This window comes from Duganella flavida (assembly GCF_009857445.1).
GTDB classification, from domain to species: Bacteria; Pseudomonadota; Gammaproteobacteria; order Burkholderiales; family Burkholderiaceae_D; genus Rugamonas; species Rugamonas flavida.
Window position 1 is genome coordinate 463,068 of record NZ_WWCN01000003.1, and the last position, 16,230, is coordinate 479,297.

A 16,230-nucleotide genomic window follows, 5' to 3' on the forward strand; every position below is an offset into this window, starting at 1 on the left:
TACAATGGGAGCGATATTCTGGGTCAAGCGCTACCTGCTGGCAGCCGTGTCGCTGTTCGCCATCCTGGCCGCAGTGGAATGGTTCAAGGGCTCGACCGCGAAAGAGGACTACCTCAGCGCCGGCGCTTGGGCGCTGATCGCCGCCGGCATTTTTACCTACACGAGCTGGCGCCGCTACCGCAACGCCATTGCCTGCGGCGCCTGCGACAACATCACCAAGAAATAATCAGCCGCCCGTTACCGGTGGGAAGAACGCCACTTCGGCGCCATCGGCCAGCGCGGTGTCGGCGCCGCACATCACCTGATTGTACGCCATGCGCAGCGCTGGATGGCCCAGCGCCTGCTGCCAGCTGTCGCTGCGCGCCGCCAGATGGTCGCGCAGCGCGCCAACCGTAGCCACGCCGTCCGGCAAAGCCAGCGACTCGGAAGAGACGCCAACAGTCTCGCGCACACTGGCGAAAAATTTTACTGTAACAGCCATCAGTACAATAACTCGCTAAACGGTATAAATCGAACCATGTCGCCGGCGTTGATAACCTGCCCCGGTGGATTGTCGATCAGGCCGTCGCCCCACACCGTAGATGTCAGCACGCCAGAACTCTGGTTACGGAACAGCTCCACACCGCCGTTATCGTTGATGCGGGCGCGCAGGAATTCGTTACGTTTATCGGCTTTCGACCAGCTGAAATCGGCGCGCATATTGAAAGCACGCGGCGCAATCGGCCCTTCCACGCCCTGCAGGCGCAGGATGAACGGACGTACAAACAGCAGGAAGGTCACAAAGCTCGATACCGGATTGCCCGGCAGGCCGATAAAGAACGCCTGCTGCACCTCGCCGAACGCCAGCGGCTTGCCCGGCTTGACGGCGATCTGCCACATATTCAACTTGCCCTCGGCTTCCACTGCAGGCTTGATATGGTCTTCCTCACCAACCGACACGCCGCCCGAAGTGATAATCAAATCATGGCCCTGCGCCGACTGGCGCAGCACAGAGCGCGTAGCCTCCAGCGAATCCGGCACGATGCCGAAATCAGTGATCTCGCAGCCGAGATTTTCCAGCAGCGCGCGCAGCGTGAAGCGGTTAGAGTTGTAGATGGCGCCCGGCGCCAACGGCTCGCCCGGCATGGTCAGCTCGTCGCCGGTAAAGAACACGGCCACGCGCAGCTTGCGCTTGACCGGCAGCTCGGCCAGGCCGACAGATGCGGCCAAGCCCAGTTCCTGGCTACGCAAGCGCGTACCCGCTGGCAGAATCACGCTGCCGCTGGTGATGTCCTCACCCGCCCGGCGTACCCACTCACCGGATTTAGGCACGTGCTTGATGGTGACCACATCGCCAGCCAGCTCGCACTGTTCCTGCATAACGACAGCGTCCGCACCTTCCGGAATCATGGCCCCGGTGAAGATGCGCGCCGCAGTCCCCGGCTGCAAAGGCTGCGGCACATGGCCGGCCGGGATGCGCTGCGATACTTTCAGCGCCGCGCTGCCGCTGACGCAATCGGCGGCACGCACCGCGTAGCCGTCCATCTGGGTATTGTCCGCGCCCGGCACGTTCATGCCGGAAGCCTGCGCCGTTGCCAGCACGCGGCCATTGGCAGACAGCGACGGAATCACTTCGGCGTCCGCCACTGGACGCGCAGCGTCCAGCATGAACGTCATCGCTTCGCTGACCGACAACATCGGCTTGCGCGGCTCGTTCATTACAGCCCCGTGTTGGAAGCGATGTACGCCTTCATGGCCGCGACATCAGGTTTCATTACAACGAACTTCTGCGGCAGGTCTTCGATGTTCTCAAAGCCTTCCGGACGCTCGGCGTCTTCGCCCAGCGCTTCCAGGATGGTTTCGTTGAACTTGGCCGCCAGCGCGGTTTCCAGCACGATCATGGTCACGCCAGGTTCCAGGTTTTCCTTGGCGACCTTGATGCCGTCAGCGGTGTGGGTGTCGATCACGATGCCGTAATCGTCGGCCACGTCGCGGATGGTGTTCACGCGGTCGTCGTGGGTCGACTTGCCGGATTTGAAGCCGTAGTTAGCCACCAGTTTGAACTCGTCGCCATCGCTGCCCGGTTTGCCCGACAGATCGAAGCCGCCGTCGGTGTCCACTTTCTGAAAAAGTGCGCGGGTGCGGTCGCTGTCGCGGCCTACCAGGTCGTAGATGAAGCGCTCGAAATTGGACGCTTTCGAGATATCCATCGACGGGCTGCTGGTGTGATAGGTCTCGGCCGATTTGCGCACGCGGTACACGCCGGTGCGGAAGAATTCATCCAGCACATCGTTCTCGTTGGTGGCTGCCACCAGTTTGTCGATCGGGAGGCCCATCATGCGGGCGATATGGCCGGCGCAGATGTTACCGAAGTTACCCGATGGGACGGTGAACGACACCTTCTGATCGTTCGATGTGGTGGCCGACAGATAGCCACGGAAGTAGTACACCACCTGCGCAACAACGCGCGCCCAGTTGATCGAATTGACGGTGCCGATTTTGTACTTGGCCTTGAATTCCAGGTCGTTCGACACGGCTTTGACCATGTCTTGCGCATCATCGAACACGCCTTCGATGGCGATGTTGTAGATGTTCGGGTCCTGCAGCGAGAACATTTGCGCGGTCTGGAAGGCGCTCATTTTTTTGTGCGGCGACAGCATGAAGACACGGATGCCCTTCTTGCCGCGCATTGCGTATTCGGCGGCGCTGCCGGTGTCGCCCGAGGTGGCGCCGAAGATGTTCAGTTCCGCGTTTTGCTTGGCCAGCGCGTATTCAAACAGGTTACCCAGCAGCTGCATGGCCATATCTTTAAAGGCCAGGGTCGGACCATTGGACAGCGCTTGCAGTACCAGCTTGGTACCGTTCTCGCCTTCTTCCAGTACGCGCAGTGGCGTAATCTGGGTGGCTTTTTCGCCGGCGCGAACGTTTTTGTAGACTTCCTTGGTGTAGGTCTTGGCAGTCAGCGCGCGCAGGTCGGCTTCCGGAATATCGGTCGCGAACTTCTTTAGAATCTCGAACGCCAGGTCGGCGTAGGACAGCTGGCGCCATGCATCCAGCTCAGCGCCGGTCACCTGCGGGTAGGCGGCCGGCAGGAACAGGCCACCGTCAGCGGCGAGGCCGCCCAGCAGAATGTCGGAGAATTGTTGGGAAGACGAAGCGGCAGCCGACGACGCGGCGCGAGTAGACACGTATTGCATAAATGAGAAAAAATTCCAGTTGAGCTGCAGGACGGTACAAAGGCGAGCGGCTATTATAGTGCGCCGCGCGAATTCCGGTGAAATTCACGTTGTTTTATGGTCATGACGTATACTGTTAGCCTCCGCATTTCGCCATACAACGCCATGAAGTCACTGCCGCAACCCCGATTTACCAGCTACCTGTGGGCCTGCTCCGCCACATTGCTGCTGGTGGCTGCGGCTTTCATGTTTTACGTCTGGACCGAAAAACGCATCGACCGCGCCAATGAGCTGCGCTACGCCTCACATAACCTGGTTGAAGAACTGCGCCAATCTTCCGATGATTTGAGCCGCATGGCACGCACCTACGTGGCCACCGGCGACCCGCAGTATCGCAAGAACTACCAAGAGATCATCGACATTCGCGACGGCCGCGCCGCACGCCCGCAAGACTACGAAAATGTCTACTGGGACCTGGTACTGGCCAATGGCCCGCGTCCGCGCGCCAACGGCGGGACCGTCTCCTTGATGCAGCTGCTGCGCGAAGCGCGCCTGGCACCGGACGAACTGGCGCTGCTGGCCGCCGCCAAGAACGAATCGGACAAACTGGTGGCAGTGGAACTGGCCGCGATGGACCTGCGCGCAGGCGGCGACACGGAACGCGCCACCGCTATGCTGCACGACGCGGCCTACCACCAGACCAAGGCCTACATCATGCGGCCTATCGGTGAAGTCAACGAAAACGTCGAGCGCCGCACTCGCCTACAGGTGGAGGAGACTGCACTGGACGCCAACCTGGCGCGCGCCATCTTCATGCTGAGCGGCGTCGTGCTGGTGATGCTGGTATGGCGCGCCAAGCGCCGCCTCGATGCGGAACGCCTGCAAGCAGTCGAACGCACCCAGCGCATCAGCCGCCTGTACTCCGCCCTTAGCCAGTGTAATCAGGCGATTGTGCGCAGTCATTCGGAGGCCGAACTGTTCGAACGGATATGCCGCGATGTGGTGGACTACGGTGGCATGGCGATGGCGTGGATAGGCCTGATCGACCGCGACACCAAGCGCATTACAGTGGCGACCTCGCACGGCGTCGGTATGGAATACCTCGATGCGCTGGAAGTCTCGCTGAATGCGGCATCGCCCGAGGGACGCGGCCCGATCGGCCTGTCCTATCACAGCGGCCAGCCTTACTGGTGCCAGGATTATCAGCACGCGCCGGAGACGGCGCACTGGCACACACACGGTGAGCGCTATGGCTGGGCATCGTCGGCAGCCATCCCGCTGCGCCGCGACGGCGAGATTATCGGATTCTTCGCGCCCTACTCCAGCGCCATCAACGCCTTCGACGAGGATGTGCGCCAGCTATTGAAGGAAATGACGCTCGATATCGAGTTCGCGCTGAAGAACTTCGACCGCGAAGCGGTGCGCCAGCAGGCCGACCAGCGCGTCCACTACCTCGCGCATTACGACGTGCTGACTGGCTTGCCGAACCGCTCGCAATTGCACCAGCGTGCGCGCCAACTGCTGGAACAAGCGCGCGCCAGCCGCGCACCGGCGGCCCTGTTAATGCTGGACCTCGATCACTTCAAGGACATCAACGACTCGCTCGGCCACACCGTCGGCGACGCACTACTGGCAGAACTGGCGCTACGCCTGAGCAGCTGCCTGCGCGACGGCGACATGGTGGCGCGCCTCGGCGGCGACGAATTCATTTTTGTGATGCGCAACTTAAGCAGCAGCGAGACCAGCGACGTGGCACGCAAACTGCTCGACATCATCGGCCAGTCTTACACCGTCGGTCCGCACGACTTGCGCGTCTCGGCTTCCATCGGCATCTCCATGTACCCGGACGATGGCCACGATGTGGAGACGCTGTTGCAGCGCGCGGACGCCGCCATGTACCAAGTCAAACGCGCCGGCCGCCACGATTTCCGCTTCTTCACCGCCGCCATGCAGCAGCGCGCGGCGCGCCACCTGCAACTGGTAAACGCGCTGCGCTACGCCCTGGAACGCCAGCAGCTACACGTCGTGTACCAGCCGCAGGTATCGCTGAAAACCGGCCGCATCGTCGGCGCCGAAGCACTGCTGCGCTGGACCGCCCCGGAACTGGGCGCAGTATCGCCTGCCGAATTCATTCCGGCCGCAGAGGAAAGCGGTTTGATTATACCGATCGGCGACTGGGTGCTGCGCCAGGCCGTACGGCAGGCGCGCCAGTGGCTGGACGACGGCTTGCCGCCGCTGGTGATGGCGGTGAATTTGTCGGCAGTGCAGTTCCGCGCGGCCGATTTGCCGCACCAGGTGTCGCAGATCCTGTACGAGGAAGGCCTGCCGCCGGAGTATCTGGAGCTGGAATTGACGGAGGGCGTGGCGGTGCAGGATCCGCAAGGCGCCATCGCCACCATGAATGCGCTGCACGATCGCGGCATCCGCATGTCGATCGACGATTTCGGCACTGGCTTCTCGTCGCTTAGCCATCTGAAAAAATTCAAGGTCTACAAACTGAAGATCGACCAATCCTTCGTGCGCGACATCAGCACCGACGCCGAGGACAAGGCCATCGTCAGCGCCATCATCAACATGGCGCGCAGCTTGGGGCTGACGACGATTGCGGAAGGTGTGGAGACGGTGGAGCAGCTGGAATTCCTGCGCGAGCAGCTATGCGACGAGATGCAGGGCTATCACATCTCCAAGCCGCTGCCGCCGCAGGAATTTGAGGCGCTGCTTAGCAAGCAGCGTGATTGACGGTGATCACGTGAATCGCCAGGCCACCCAAGGAGGTTTCCTTGTACTTGGCCTGCATGTCGGCGCCAGTCTGGCGCATGGTTTCGATCACTTCATCGAGGCTGACGAAGTGAGTGCCGTCGCCTTTTAACGCCAGCGACGCCGCGGTAATCGCCTTCACCGCGCCCATGCCGTTACGTTCGATGCACGGGATCTGCACCAAGCCGCCGATCGGATCGCAGGTCATACCCAGATGGTGTTCGATGCCGATTTCCGCAGCGTTCTCGATCTGGCCATTGCTGCCGCCCAGCGCAGCCACCAAACCAGCAGCAGCCATTGCACACGCCACGCCGACTTCACCCTGGCAGCCAATTTCCGCACCAGAGATGGAGGCGTTACGCTTGCACAGCATGCCGATGGCCGCAGCCGTCAGCATGAAATTGCGGATGCCGGTAACTGGGTCGCTCGGTTTGCAGTCTTCCGCGTAGTAACGCAGCACCGCCGGGATGATACCGGCCGCACCGTTGGTCGGCGCCGTGACCACGCGGCCACCAGCGGCATTTTCCTCGTTGACCGCCATCGCGTACAGGCTAACCTGATGCAGCGCGTCGTGCGGTAAGCTATTCGGATTGGCGACGTTGGCTTGCGCCTGCGTCCACAGGCTGGCGGCGCGGCGCTTGACGTTCAAGCCGCCCGGCAGCTGGCCTGGCGTTTCCAGTCCTTGCACGATGCAGTCGCGCATCACATGCCAGATCTTGTCGATGCCAGCGTTCAGCACATCGTCGCTGATGCGCGCACACTCGTTCGCGCGCAGCATTTGCGGGATGGTCAGGCCGCTGCGCACGCCGTGCGCCAGCAGTTCGTCCATGGTGCCGAATGGGTAAGGCACGGCGACGCTATCTGCCGCCGCAGTGGCTTCCTCGCCCTCCTCGCGGATAAAGCCACCGCCCACCGAGTAGTAGACTTTGGACACGGTGCGACCATCCTTGCGGGTCAGCGTGAAACGCATGCCGTTCGGGTGCTCAGGCAGCGATTCGGCCATGTGGAATACCAGGTTGGTCCCGCGCTTGAATGGCACCGCGTGCGCGCCGAGCAGCTTCAGTTGGCCCGCCGCTTCGGCGTTGGCCAGTTGCTGATCCACGCTGGTCGGCACCACGTCTTGCGGCGTTTCGCCCATCAGGCCAAGCAGCACGGCTTTGTCGGTGGCGTGGCCAATACCAGTCAGGGCCAGCGAGCCATACAGCTCGGCCTTGACTTCGGTCACGTCGTCGAGGGGAGCGTTATCCAGCAAGAAGCGGCGCGCAGCCACCATCGGGCCCACCGTGTGCGAGCTCGAAGGTCCAATGCCGATCTTGAACAGATCAAATACGCTCATGTCCATCAGGCGGCCTTCCCGAGGTTGACGTCGATATTGGCCAGCATGTCCGCTACCATTTCTTCCACGCCGACGCGCGCTTTCCAGCCCCAGTCGGCGGTGGCGGTGGCATCGTCCAGGCTTTGCGGCCAGGTGTCGGCGATGGCTTGGCGGCTATCCGGCTTGTAAGCGATCTTAAAGTCAGGCACCTTGCGGGTGATGGCTTCTGCCAGCTGCGCCGGATTGAACGAAACGCCCGCCACGTTGTAAGAGGAGCGGACTTTCACCTGCTCCACCGGCGCGTCCATCAACTCGATGGTGGCACGGATGGCGTCCGGCATATAGATCATCGGCAGCGTGGTTTGCGGGCCGAGGAAGCATTCATACTGCTCGCCGCGCAGCGCCGAATGGAAGATCGCAATCGCGTAATCGGTGGTGCCGCCGCCCGGGGGCGACTTGAAGCTGATGATGCCTGGATAGCGGATCGAACGCACATCGACGCCGTACTTCAGGAAGTAGTACTCGCACAGGCGCTCGCCGGCCAGCTTGCTGATGCCGTAGATGGTGGTTGGATCCATCACGGTCAGCTGCGGCGTATCGGTTTGCGGTGTGTTCGGGCCGAAGGCCGCGATTGACGATGGCCAGAAGACTTTCAGCGGCTTGCCGATGACGCCACGTTCACGCGCCACTTCGAGGATGTTCAGCAGACCGTCCATATTCAGCGTCCACGCCTTCAAGGGCGCAGCTTCGCCGGTGGCCGACAGCATGGCCGCCAGCTGGTACACCTGCGTGATGCCTTCGTCGGTCACCAGCGCGGCCAAGGCCTGCTTATCCAGCACGTTCAGCGTGATGTAGCGCGCTGCGTTGTACAGGTTAGTGGTACTGACATCGCTGGCGATGACGTTTTGCTCGCCGTGCTGCGCGGCCAAGGCTTCCACCAGTTCACTGCCGATCTGGCCATTGGCGCCGATAACGAGAATTTTTTGCTGTGTCATTTGATTATGTCCTGACGATGATTACTTGAGCAGTCCCAGCTCGTGACCGGCCTGCTCGAATGCTTTTAATACGGTGTCCAGCTGCTCGCGGGTATGAGCAGCAGACAATTGGACGCGCACGCGCGCCTGGCCCATCGGAACTACAGGGTAGAAGAAGCCGCTGAGCAGCACACCCAGTTCATACATACGCGCCGCAAACTTCTGCGCCACCGGCGCCTCGAACAACATCACAGGAACCACCGGGTGTGTACCCGGTTTGATGGTGAAGCCGATGCGCTCGATCTCCTTGCGGAAGTATGCGGTGTTTTCGTGCAGGCGGTCGCGCAGTTCGGTCGACGACGACAGGCGCTCCAGCACTGCCAGCGAGGCGCCGGCAATCGACGGCGCCAGCGTGTTCGAGAACAGGTAAGGACGCGACTTCTGGCGCAGCATCTCGATCACTTCCTTGCGGCCGGAGGTGAAGCCGCCCATGGCGCCGCCCAGTGCCTTGCCCAGCGTGCCGGTGATGATGTCGATCTTGCCGACCACATTGTGGTGTTCGTGCGTGCCGCGGCCAGTCTTGCCCATGAAGCCGGACGCGTGGCATTCGTCGATCATGATCAGCGCGCCGTATTTGTCGGCCAGTTCAACGATCTTGTCCAGCTGCGCGATGGTGCCGTCCATCGAGAACACGCCGTCGGTGACGATGATCTTGTGGCGTTTGCCGGATGCGTCTTGCAGCTGCTTCTCCAGGTCCGCCATGTCATTGTGGGCGTAGCGGAAGCGCGCAGCCTTGCACAGGCGGATGCCGTCGATGATGGAGGCATGATTCAGTGCATCGGAGATGATGGCGTCGTTCTCGTCGAACAGTGGTTCGAACACACCGCCGTTGGCGTCGAAGGCTGCCGCATACAGTATGGTGTCTTCTGTGCCGAGGAATTTGGAGATGGCCTGTTCCAGCTGTTTGTGCACGGTCTGGGTGCCGCAGATGAAGCGCACCGACGACAGGCCGTAGCCGAATTTTTCCGTCGCTTCGATGGAGGCTTGCGCCACCCACTCCTGGCCCGACAGACCCAGGTAGTTGTTGGCGCACATATTAATCAGGGTGCGACCATCATCGCCCACCACTTCCGAACCCTGGCGCGAAGCGAGTACGCGTTCCGGCTTGTACAGGCCTTGTTCACGCAGATGATCCAGGTTTTGCTGGAGACCGCTGTAGAAGGTGTCTTTTTGATTGCTCATGATGGTCCTTGTATGTGATACGATTTCACGGTCTTATGCGAAATTCATTATTTCGAATGCAAATTCGATATATTGAATTTTAAAGCGATCCAGTGAACTCCGCAACTCAAACAATGAAAACACCAGTTCCAAATAATGCACCACCAGAAGTTGGCGCCTCCCTGCAGCGCCTACGCCTGGCCCGTGGCCTGACGCTGGAAGATTTGTCGCGCATTGCCGGCGTCTCCAAGTCCATGTTATCCCAAATCGAGCGCGAGAAAGCCAATCCGACGATTGCCATTACCTGGCGTCTTGCCAATGCCTTGGGCGTGCAGATTGGCGAGCTGCTGGCGACGGCGCAGCGCGAAACGGAAACCATCCGCGTGATCGACGCCCACGAAACGCCTACCCTGCCCGGGCTGCACGCCGGCTACGTGTTGCGCATCCTCGGCCCGCTGGAGCTGGCGAGTAAATATGAGTGGTATGAATTGACGCTGTCGCCAGGCGGCGAACTGGCCTCGCAAGGCCACGATCCCGGCGCACAAGAGCACCTGACGCTGTTACACGGCTCGGTGGAAGTGGAAGTCGGAAACGACAAGAAGAAGGTCAAGCTGGGTAGCACGGCGCGCTACCCAGGGGACCAGCAGCACATTATTCGCAACGTTGGCAAAACGGAAGCGAAGGCGCTGCTGGTGGTAATCCACCGCTGATTACCAGTTAGATTCGCGCTCCGGCATGGAGGTGATGCGGTGGATCGACAGGTCGGCGCCCTGGAATTCCTCTTCCGGATCAAGGCGCAGGCCCATCGTCTTTTTCAGCATGCCATAAACCAGCGTGCCGCCGACAGCGGCGATCACCACACCCATCACGGTGCCGACGATCTGCGACGCAAACGCCACACCGCCCACACCACCCAGCGCCCTCAGGCCGAAGATGCCGGCCGCGATGCCGCCCCACGCGCCGCACAGGCCATGCAGCGGCCATACGCCCAGCACATCGTCGATCTTCCATTTGTTTTGCGCCAGCGTGAACATCCAGACGAAGATGGCCCCAGCGATGCCGCCGGTGACCAGTGCGCCCAGCGGATGCATGACGTCCGAACCTGCGCACACGGCGACCAGCCCAGCCAGTGGGCCGTTATGGACGAAGCCCGGATCGTTCTTGCCCATCAGGGTGGCGACCAGCGTGCCGCCCACCATCGCCATCAGCGAGTTGACCGCCACCAGGCCGTTCATCTTGTCCAACGCCTGCGCGCTCATGACGTTGAAGCCAAACCAGCCCACCATCAGGATCCATGCGCCCAGAGCCAGGAACGGAATCGACGAAGGCGGATGGGCCGCAACGCCGCCGTTTTTCATGTAGCGCCCACGGCGCGCGCCCAGCAGCAGCACGGCCGGCAGCGCGATCCAGCCACCCACCGCATGGACCACTACCGAACCGGCAAAGTCATGGAACTCGGCGCCGAAGGTTTGCAGCAGCCACGCCTGCACGCCAAAGCGGTGGTTCCACGCGATGCCTTCGAAGAATGGATAGACCAGGCCAACCAGCAGCGCCGTCGCCGCCGTCTGCGGGTGGAAGCGCGCGCGTTCGGCGATGCCGCCCGAAATAATCGCCGGAATGGCGGCGGCAAAAGTCAGCAGGAAGAAGAACTTGACCAGCTCATAGCCGTTTTTAGCGGCCAGCACCTCGGCAGAGGAGAAGAAGTTGACGCCATACGCAATGCTGTAGCCGACGAAGAAGTACACGATGGCCGATACACAGAAATCCACCAGGATTTTCACCAGCGCGTTGACCTGGTTTTTCTTGCGAACCGTGCCTAATTCGAGGAAAGCGAAGCCCGCGTGCATCGCCAAAATCATGATGGCGCCGAGCAGAATAAACAGCGCATCTGCACCGTCTTTGAATCCAGACATCAAAATCACTCCCCAAAATAACGCACACAAAATAAAGATATAAGGTGAAAAGCAATTTGTGTGCCACTTTGGTGCAAAATCTTAAGTCGCTGATTTTAATGTAGTTTCATGTTGGTGCATCGACGGATGCCTTCCGCCGACGCACCAAATAGATGCGCTAAATTGGTGCACCCGGCGGCACCGGCGGCGCGCCATGCAACTTGACGGTGCGCGGATCGGCAAGGTAAGCCATGATCATTTCGCCCGCCTGTTTGCGGCTGTCGGCAGTTACGCCTTTACCCGGATTTTTTTGCAGCCACTGCGCCAGTTCGCGCGCCGAAGCTCGCACTTCGGCCGCCACCTGCTGGTGCAGCTTGCCGCTGTCGAGCAGGCGAAGCAGGCTGTCGGCCACCACCCAGTTGGACGCCAGTTGTACCGCTTCACCGCCGATCACGGAAGCAGGTACCCCGTCGCGCTTCCAGGTTTTTTGCAGCAGCTGCGCCAGTACTTCCTGCACGCCCGGCTGCTTGCTGTCGCGCGCATGCTGCCATGCCACGCGGTTGATGCGTTCCGGGTCGAGCAGGAAACCGGCCGTTTGTCCGGCGCCCGCTTCGGCGATGGAGATGGCGTCGAACACGGAGCCCATGCCGGTGGCGAAATACTCCCGGTTGCGTTCATGGCCCGCTGCGGGCGGCGTCAGGATATCGAGTACGTTGGCCGGCAATGCGAGGTATTCGGCGCGCAGGCTGTCGGTCAGGCGGTTCAGTGCTTGCCGCTGCACCTCGGCCGGCGTGGTCTTGATACCGGCTTTGGCGATACCCGCTTTGACGTCGCCGGCGCTAGTGTAGTCAAAGTCACCGCCGCCGATCAGGCGTGCCAGGGCTTCGCCTTGATAGCGCTGCAGCAGATAGACCGGCACCAGACGCGCTTCCAGTTGACCGATCTGGCGTGCATCCGGTAGCACGTCGACCGAGAAGGTTTGCAGCGCGCGCTGGCGTACAGCGCCCAGCTGGTCCCAGGTCTTCAGCGTGTCCGGGCCGAAGTCCCACAGCAGGCCGTCCGGATGGCTGGCGCCCGGCGAGCGGTCGTCCTGGTCGCTGGAGTACAGCATGCCGGACGCGCGCGCGTCGGCGCGCAGTTTGGCCAGCGCCGCCTGTTCCTGCTCGCCGCTGCCAAAGTCACCGTAGATGTATTTGACGATATAGTCGTCCCACGGGCCGACGCCAACGCTATACGCGTTGGAGATATCGACCTCGCCCTGCGCATTCAGCTTGAGGATCGGGTGCGGATAGTCCATCACCGAGCCATTGCCCATGCGGCTGGCGGCAAAGTTGTGCGCGAAGCCCAGCGTGTGGCCAACTTCGTGCGCGGACAGCTGGCGCAAGCGGGCCAGCGCCATTTGCTCGGCCAGTTTGTGCTTGTCAGCGCTGCTGCTCTTGCCGTATGGCGCAAGCAGCGCTTCGGCGATCAGGATGTCCTGCCGCACGCGCTGTGATCCCAGCGTGACCGCGCCGCGCAGGATTTGACCGGTGCGCGGATCGGCCAGCGCATTCCCATAGGACCAGCCGCGTGTGGCGCGATGCACCCACGAGATGACGTTATAGCGTATGTCCTGCGCGTCCACGCCTTCCGGCAGCAGCTCGACGCGGAAGGCATCCTTGAAGCCAGCCTTTTCAAAAGCGCTGGCCCACCACGATGCGCCTTCAATCAACGCCGAACGCACCGGTTCAGGTGCGCCGCGGTCGACGTAGTAGACGATTGGTTTTTTCACCGTGCTGACGGCGGCCGATGGATCGGTCTTTTCCAGTTTGTGCCGCACTTGCCAGTGCACGTCGATGCTGCTGGCCAGCGGCGTGGCGAAGTCGAAGTAACTGGCGTCAAAGCCGCCGGAGTAAGGGTGGTAGACGCGCGGACGCCAGCTATCTGCTGTCGGCAAGCGCACCATGCTGATACGCTGGCGCATCGACAGGCTGGCCGGATCAGCGCCGACCTGACGCACGAATTCTGCCTGCCCCGGACCGGCAAAGGTCAGCAAGACTTCCAGTTCAACGTTGTCCGGGAAAGCCTTCGCCTCAGCCGCCAGCACCGCGCTGCGCGATGGGTCGACCGAGTAAGCGCCCTGCTTCGCATCGGCCAAACGCGCCGCAATACCGTGACGGTCAACCAGCAGGAAACTGGAGAAGTCCACCAGATGACGGTCTTTGTCGCTGGCGAGAATCTCACCGGACCACAGCACCGAGTTGGAGAACGATTCACGCACGGCGGCACGTTCGTCCTTGTCCGCCGAGTTGGCGACGTAGTTGGTGTTCTCCTGCACCAGGAACAGTTTGGAGCCGTGCTTCTCGAAATGCACCATGCGCATCTCGCCGCTCTGCGCACGGTCCAGGCCTACGTCGTTGGAGCCCAGCGCATAGGGCAAGGAGCTGGCTAGCAGGAAGGGCTGCTCCAGCGCGCCGATCGACAGCAGCACCCTGCCCTTGTCGCTGTCGCGCCAGACGTCGATGAAGCCTGGCTGCGATTGCAGGCCGCGCGTGACGTCGGCAATCGTCTTAGCCGTCGGCGCGGCGGCGGGGGCACCGCTTTGTGCCGCATCGGCGACAGCCACCGGCACAACGCCGGCCATCAGCAAGGCAAGCAGCAGCGGTGCTGCAACCGGCGCCCGCATCATTGCTGGCCCGCCTGCGTCGCAGCGCCGCCATCCATCTGCAGCGCGCGGCTCAGGAAGCCCCAGCGGTCAGTCACTTCTTCGATCTGCTTGGTGGTCGGCTTGCCCGCACCGTGGCCTGCTTTGCTGTCGATGCGGATCAGGATAGGCGCGCCGCCGGTTGCCTGGTCGGCCTGCGCGGTGGCGGCAAACTTGAAGCTGTGGGCCGGCACCACGCGGTCATCGTGATCGGCAGTGGTGATCATGGTGGCCGGGTAGCAGGTGCCCTTCTTCAGATTATGCAGCGGCGAGTATTTGACCAGCGCCTTGAACTCTTCGGCGTTATCAGACGATCCGTAGTCCGAAGCCCACGCCCAGCCGATGGTGAATTTGTGGAAGCGCAGCATGTCCATCACGCCCACTTGCGGCACCGCTGCTGCGAACAAGTCCGGACGCTGCGTCATCGCCGCACCAACCAGCAGGCCGCCGTTGCTGCCACCGCCGATCGACAGTTTCGACGGCGACGTCACCTTGTGCGCCACCAGCCATTCTGCCGCGCCGATGAAATCATCAAACACGTTCTGCTTTTGCAGCTTGGTGCCGGCCGCATGCCACGATTCACCATACTCGCCGCCGCCGCGCAAGTTGGCCATCACGTACACACCGCCCATTTCCAGCCACGCCAGGTTCGCCACCGAGAAGGTCGGCGTCAGCGAGATATTGAAACCGCCGTAGCCGTACAGGTAGGTCGGGTTGCTGCCATCCAGCTTCAGGCCTTTTTTCGAGACGATGAACATCGGCACCTTGGTGCCGTCGCGCGAGGTGAAGAACTCCTGGCGGGTTTCAAACGCGCTTGGATCGAAGTCCACTTTCGGCTGGCGATACACGCTGCTCTTGTTGGCTTTCAGGTCGTAGCGATAGATGGTGCTTGGGCTGGTGAAGCTGGTGTAGGCGTAGAAGGTCTCGCTGTCGCCACGCTTGCCGCTAAAGCCGCCGACGGTGCCAAGGCCCGGCAGTTCGATGTCGTGCAGCGCCTTGCCTTTCAGGTCGTAGACCTTGACCAGGCTATGCGCGTCGCTCAGGTAGTCCACCACCAGTTGGCTGTTGAGCAGCGAGGCGGATACCATGGTGTTGCTGCTCTCCGGGACAATCTGGTGCCAGTTCAGCACACCCGGCTTGCGGGTATCGATGCTGACGATGCGGCCGCGCGGCGCATTGCGCTCGGTGCGGAACAGGAACACCGGGCCGTCGTTGCCGATGAAATCATAGGCCGCGTCGAAGTCCTCCAGCAGGCCGACCACTTTCGAATCCTTCTTGCTCAAATCCTTGTAGAACACGCGATTCTTGTTCTCCGTGCCTTGCGAGCCGACGATGATCAGGAAGCGGCCATCTTCCGTTACTTCCGCGCCGAAGCCCCAGTCCTTGTGGTCTGGACGGTCGTACACCAGCACGTCCGCGCTTTGCGGCGTGCCCAGTTTGTGGAAGTACAGTTTCTGGAAGTAGTTGACGTCAGCCAGCTTGGTGGCTTCTTTCGGCTCGTCGTAACGGCTGTAGAAGAAGCCCGAACCATCGTGCAGCCACGCGGTGCGCGAGAACTTGACCCACTTGATGTGGTCTTCAACATCCTTGCCGCTGTCGATATCGCGCACCTTAATCTCGTTCCAGTCCGAGCCCGATGCAGCGGTGCTGTAAGCGAGGTATTTGCCGTTCGGGCTGACCGCCATTCCCGCCAGCGCCACGGTGCCGTCGGCGGCCAGGGTGTTCGGATCGAGCAGCAGTCGCGGGACGTCGGCCAGCGTCTTCATGGTGTATAGCACCGATTGATTTTGCAGGCCGTCGTTACGGCTGTAGAAATAGCGGCCGCCTTCCTTGAACGGCACGCTGAAACGCTCGAAGTTCCACAGCTTGGTCAGGCGCGCCTTGATCGCTTCGCGGTTGGGGATCTGCGCCAGATAGCTTTGCGTCAGCTGGTTCTGCGCCACCACCCAGTTCTTGGTCTCTTCGCTGTTGGCGTCTTCCAGCCAGCGGTACGGATCGGCGACGACGGTGCCGTGATAGTTGTCCTGCTGGTCCACGGTGCGCGACACCGGGTAGTTCAGCGGGGCGCCCGGCGCCGGGCAGTTTTGTGCCGAAGCCGCAGCGTGGGCGATCAGGAGGGAAGCCAGGAGTGCGCGTCGTTGCATGTGTGATCCGTATCCATGTAGGGTTCATCAAGAATACAGATCATAACGTGAAGCGTAGCAAATAAGACACGTTAGCTGAAAAACAAAGA

Annotated in this window: 12 protein-coding genes; 3 read left to right on the forward strand and 9 right to left on the reverse strand. The window is 61.5% G+C overall.

The annotated features are described in order from the left end of the window. Positions 1–4: 4 nt before the first annotated feature. Positions 5–226: a hypothetical protein gene (locus GTP46_RS06640; RefSeq protein ID WP_161005808.1), complete on the forward strand. Its 222-nt coding sequence runs from the start codon at positions 5–7 to the stop codon at positions 224–226. Here the strand turns inward: GTP46_RS06640 and moaD are convergent, their stop codons facing one another. Genes moaD through thrC form a run of 3 tightly spaced genes read right to left on the reverse strand, consistent with a single transcriptional unit; the run spans position 227 to position 3,176 of the window. Then, the gene (gene moaD, locus GTP46_RS06645) at positions 227–481 is read right to left on the reverse strand and encodes a molybdopterin converting factor subunit 1 (RefSeq protein ID WP_161005809.1); all 255 of its coding nucleotides are present in this window, start codon (positions 479–481) and stop codon (positions 227–229) included. After that, positions 481–1,698, reverse strand: a complete 1,218-nt coding sequence (locus GTP46_RS06650) for a molybdopterin molybdotransferase MoeA (RefSeq protein ID WP_161005810.1) — start codon at positions 1,696–1,698, stop codon at positions 481–483. Before GTP46_RS06650 ends, moaD begins: the two co-directional genes overlap by 1 nt. Beyond that, the gene (thrC, locus tag GTP46_RS06655; RefSeq protein WP_161005811.1) at positions 1,698–3,176 is read right to left on the reverse strand and encodes a threonine synthase; all 1,479 of its coding nucleotides are present in this window, start codon (positions 3,174–3,176) and stop codon (positions 1,698–1,700) included. Before thrC ends, GTP46_RS06650 begins: the two co-directional genes overlap by 1 nt. Positions 3,177–3,320: 144 nt before the next feature. Here thrC and GTP46_RS06660 point away from each other — a divergent pair, with 144 nt between their 5' ends. Further along, complete coding sequence (locus GTP46_RS06660) at positions 3,321–5,894, forward strand: putative bifunctional diguanylate cyclase/phosphodiesterase (RefSeq protein WP_161005812.1); 2,574 nt, start codon at positions 3,321–3,323, stop codon at positions 5,892–5,894. Here the strand turns inward: GTP46_RS06660 and GTP46_RS06665 are convergent. Genes GTP46_RS06665 through kbl form a run of 3 tightly spaced genes read right to left on the reverse strand, consistent with a single transcriptional unit; the run spans position 5,875 to position 9,443 of the window. After that, positions 5,875–7,254, reverse strand: coding sequence for an L-serine ammonia-lyase (locus GTP46_RS06665; RefSeq protein ID WP_161005813.1), 1,380 nt, complete (start codon positions 7,252–7,254; stop codon positions 5,875–5,877). The two genes, GTP46_RS06660 and GTP46_RS06665, sit on opposite strands and share 20 nt — an antisense overlap. After that, the gene (locus GTP46_RS06670; RefSeq protein ID WP_161005814.1) at positions 7,254–8,222 is read right to left on the reverse strand and encodes an NAD-dependent epimerase/dehydratase family protein; all 969 of its coding nucleotides are present in this window, start codon (positions 8,220–8,222) and stop codon (positions 7,254–7,256) included. Before GTP46_RS06670 ends, GTP46_RS06665 begins: the two co-directional genes overlap by 1 nt. A 21-nt stretch (positions 8,223–8,243) precedes the next feature. Beyond that, a complete protein-coding gene (gene kbl, locus GTP46_RS06675) occupies positions 8,244–9,443 on the reverse strand; it encodes a glycine C-acetyltransferase (protein WP_161005815.1) in 1,200 nt (399 codons plus the stop codon). Positions 9,444–9,556: 113 nt separating this feature from the next. On the opposite strand from kbl, the gene GTP46_RS06680 reads away from it, so the two are divergent. Beyond that, positions 9,557–10,132 carry a helix-turn-helix domain-containing protein gene (locus tag GTP46_RS06680; protein ID WP_161005816.1) on the forward strand — a complete coding sequence of 192 codons (576 nt, stop codon included), beginning with the start codon at positions 9,557–9,559 and terminating at the stop codon, positions 10,130–10,132. On the opposite strand, the gene GTP46_RS06685 is transcribed toward GTP46_RS06680, so the two are convergent. From GTP46_RS06685 to GTP46_RS06695, 3 genes are all read right to left on the reverse strand, one after another. Next, the gene (locus tag GTP46_RS06685) at positions 10,133–11,335 is read right to left on the reverse strand and encodes an ammonium transporter (protein ID WP_161005817.1); all 1,203 of its coding nucleotides are present in this window, start codon (positions 11,333–11,335) and stop codon (positions 10,133–10,135) included. Between the two features lie 157 nt (positions 11,336–11,492). Continuing rightward, positions 11,493–13,982 (reverse strand): zinc-dependent metalloprotease, encoded by a 2,490-nt coding sequence (locus tag GTP46_RS06690; RefSeq protein ID WP_161005818.1) that lies wholly within the window; start codon positions 13,980–13,982, stop codon positions 11,493–11,495. Then, complete coding sequence (locus tag GTP46_RS06695; protein ID WP_161005819.1) at positions 13,979–16,141, reverse strand: prolyl oligopeptidase family serine peptidase; 2,163 nt, start codon at positions 16,139–16,141, stop codon at positions 13,979–13,981. Before GTP46_RS06695 ends, GTP46_RS06690 begins: the two co-directional genes overlap by 4 nt. Positions 16,142–16,230 lie beyond the last annotated feature (89 nt).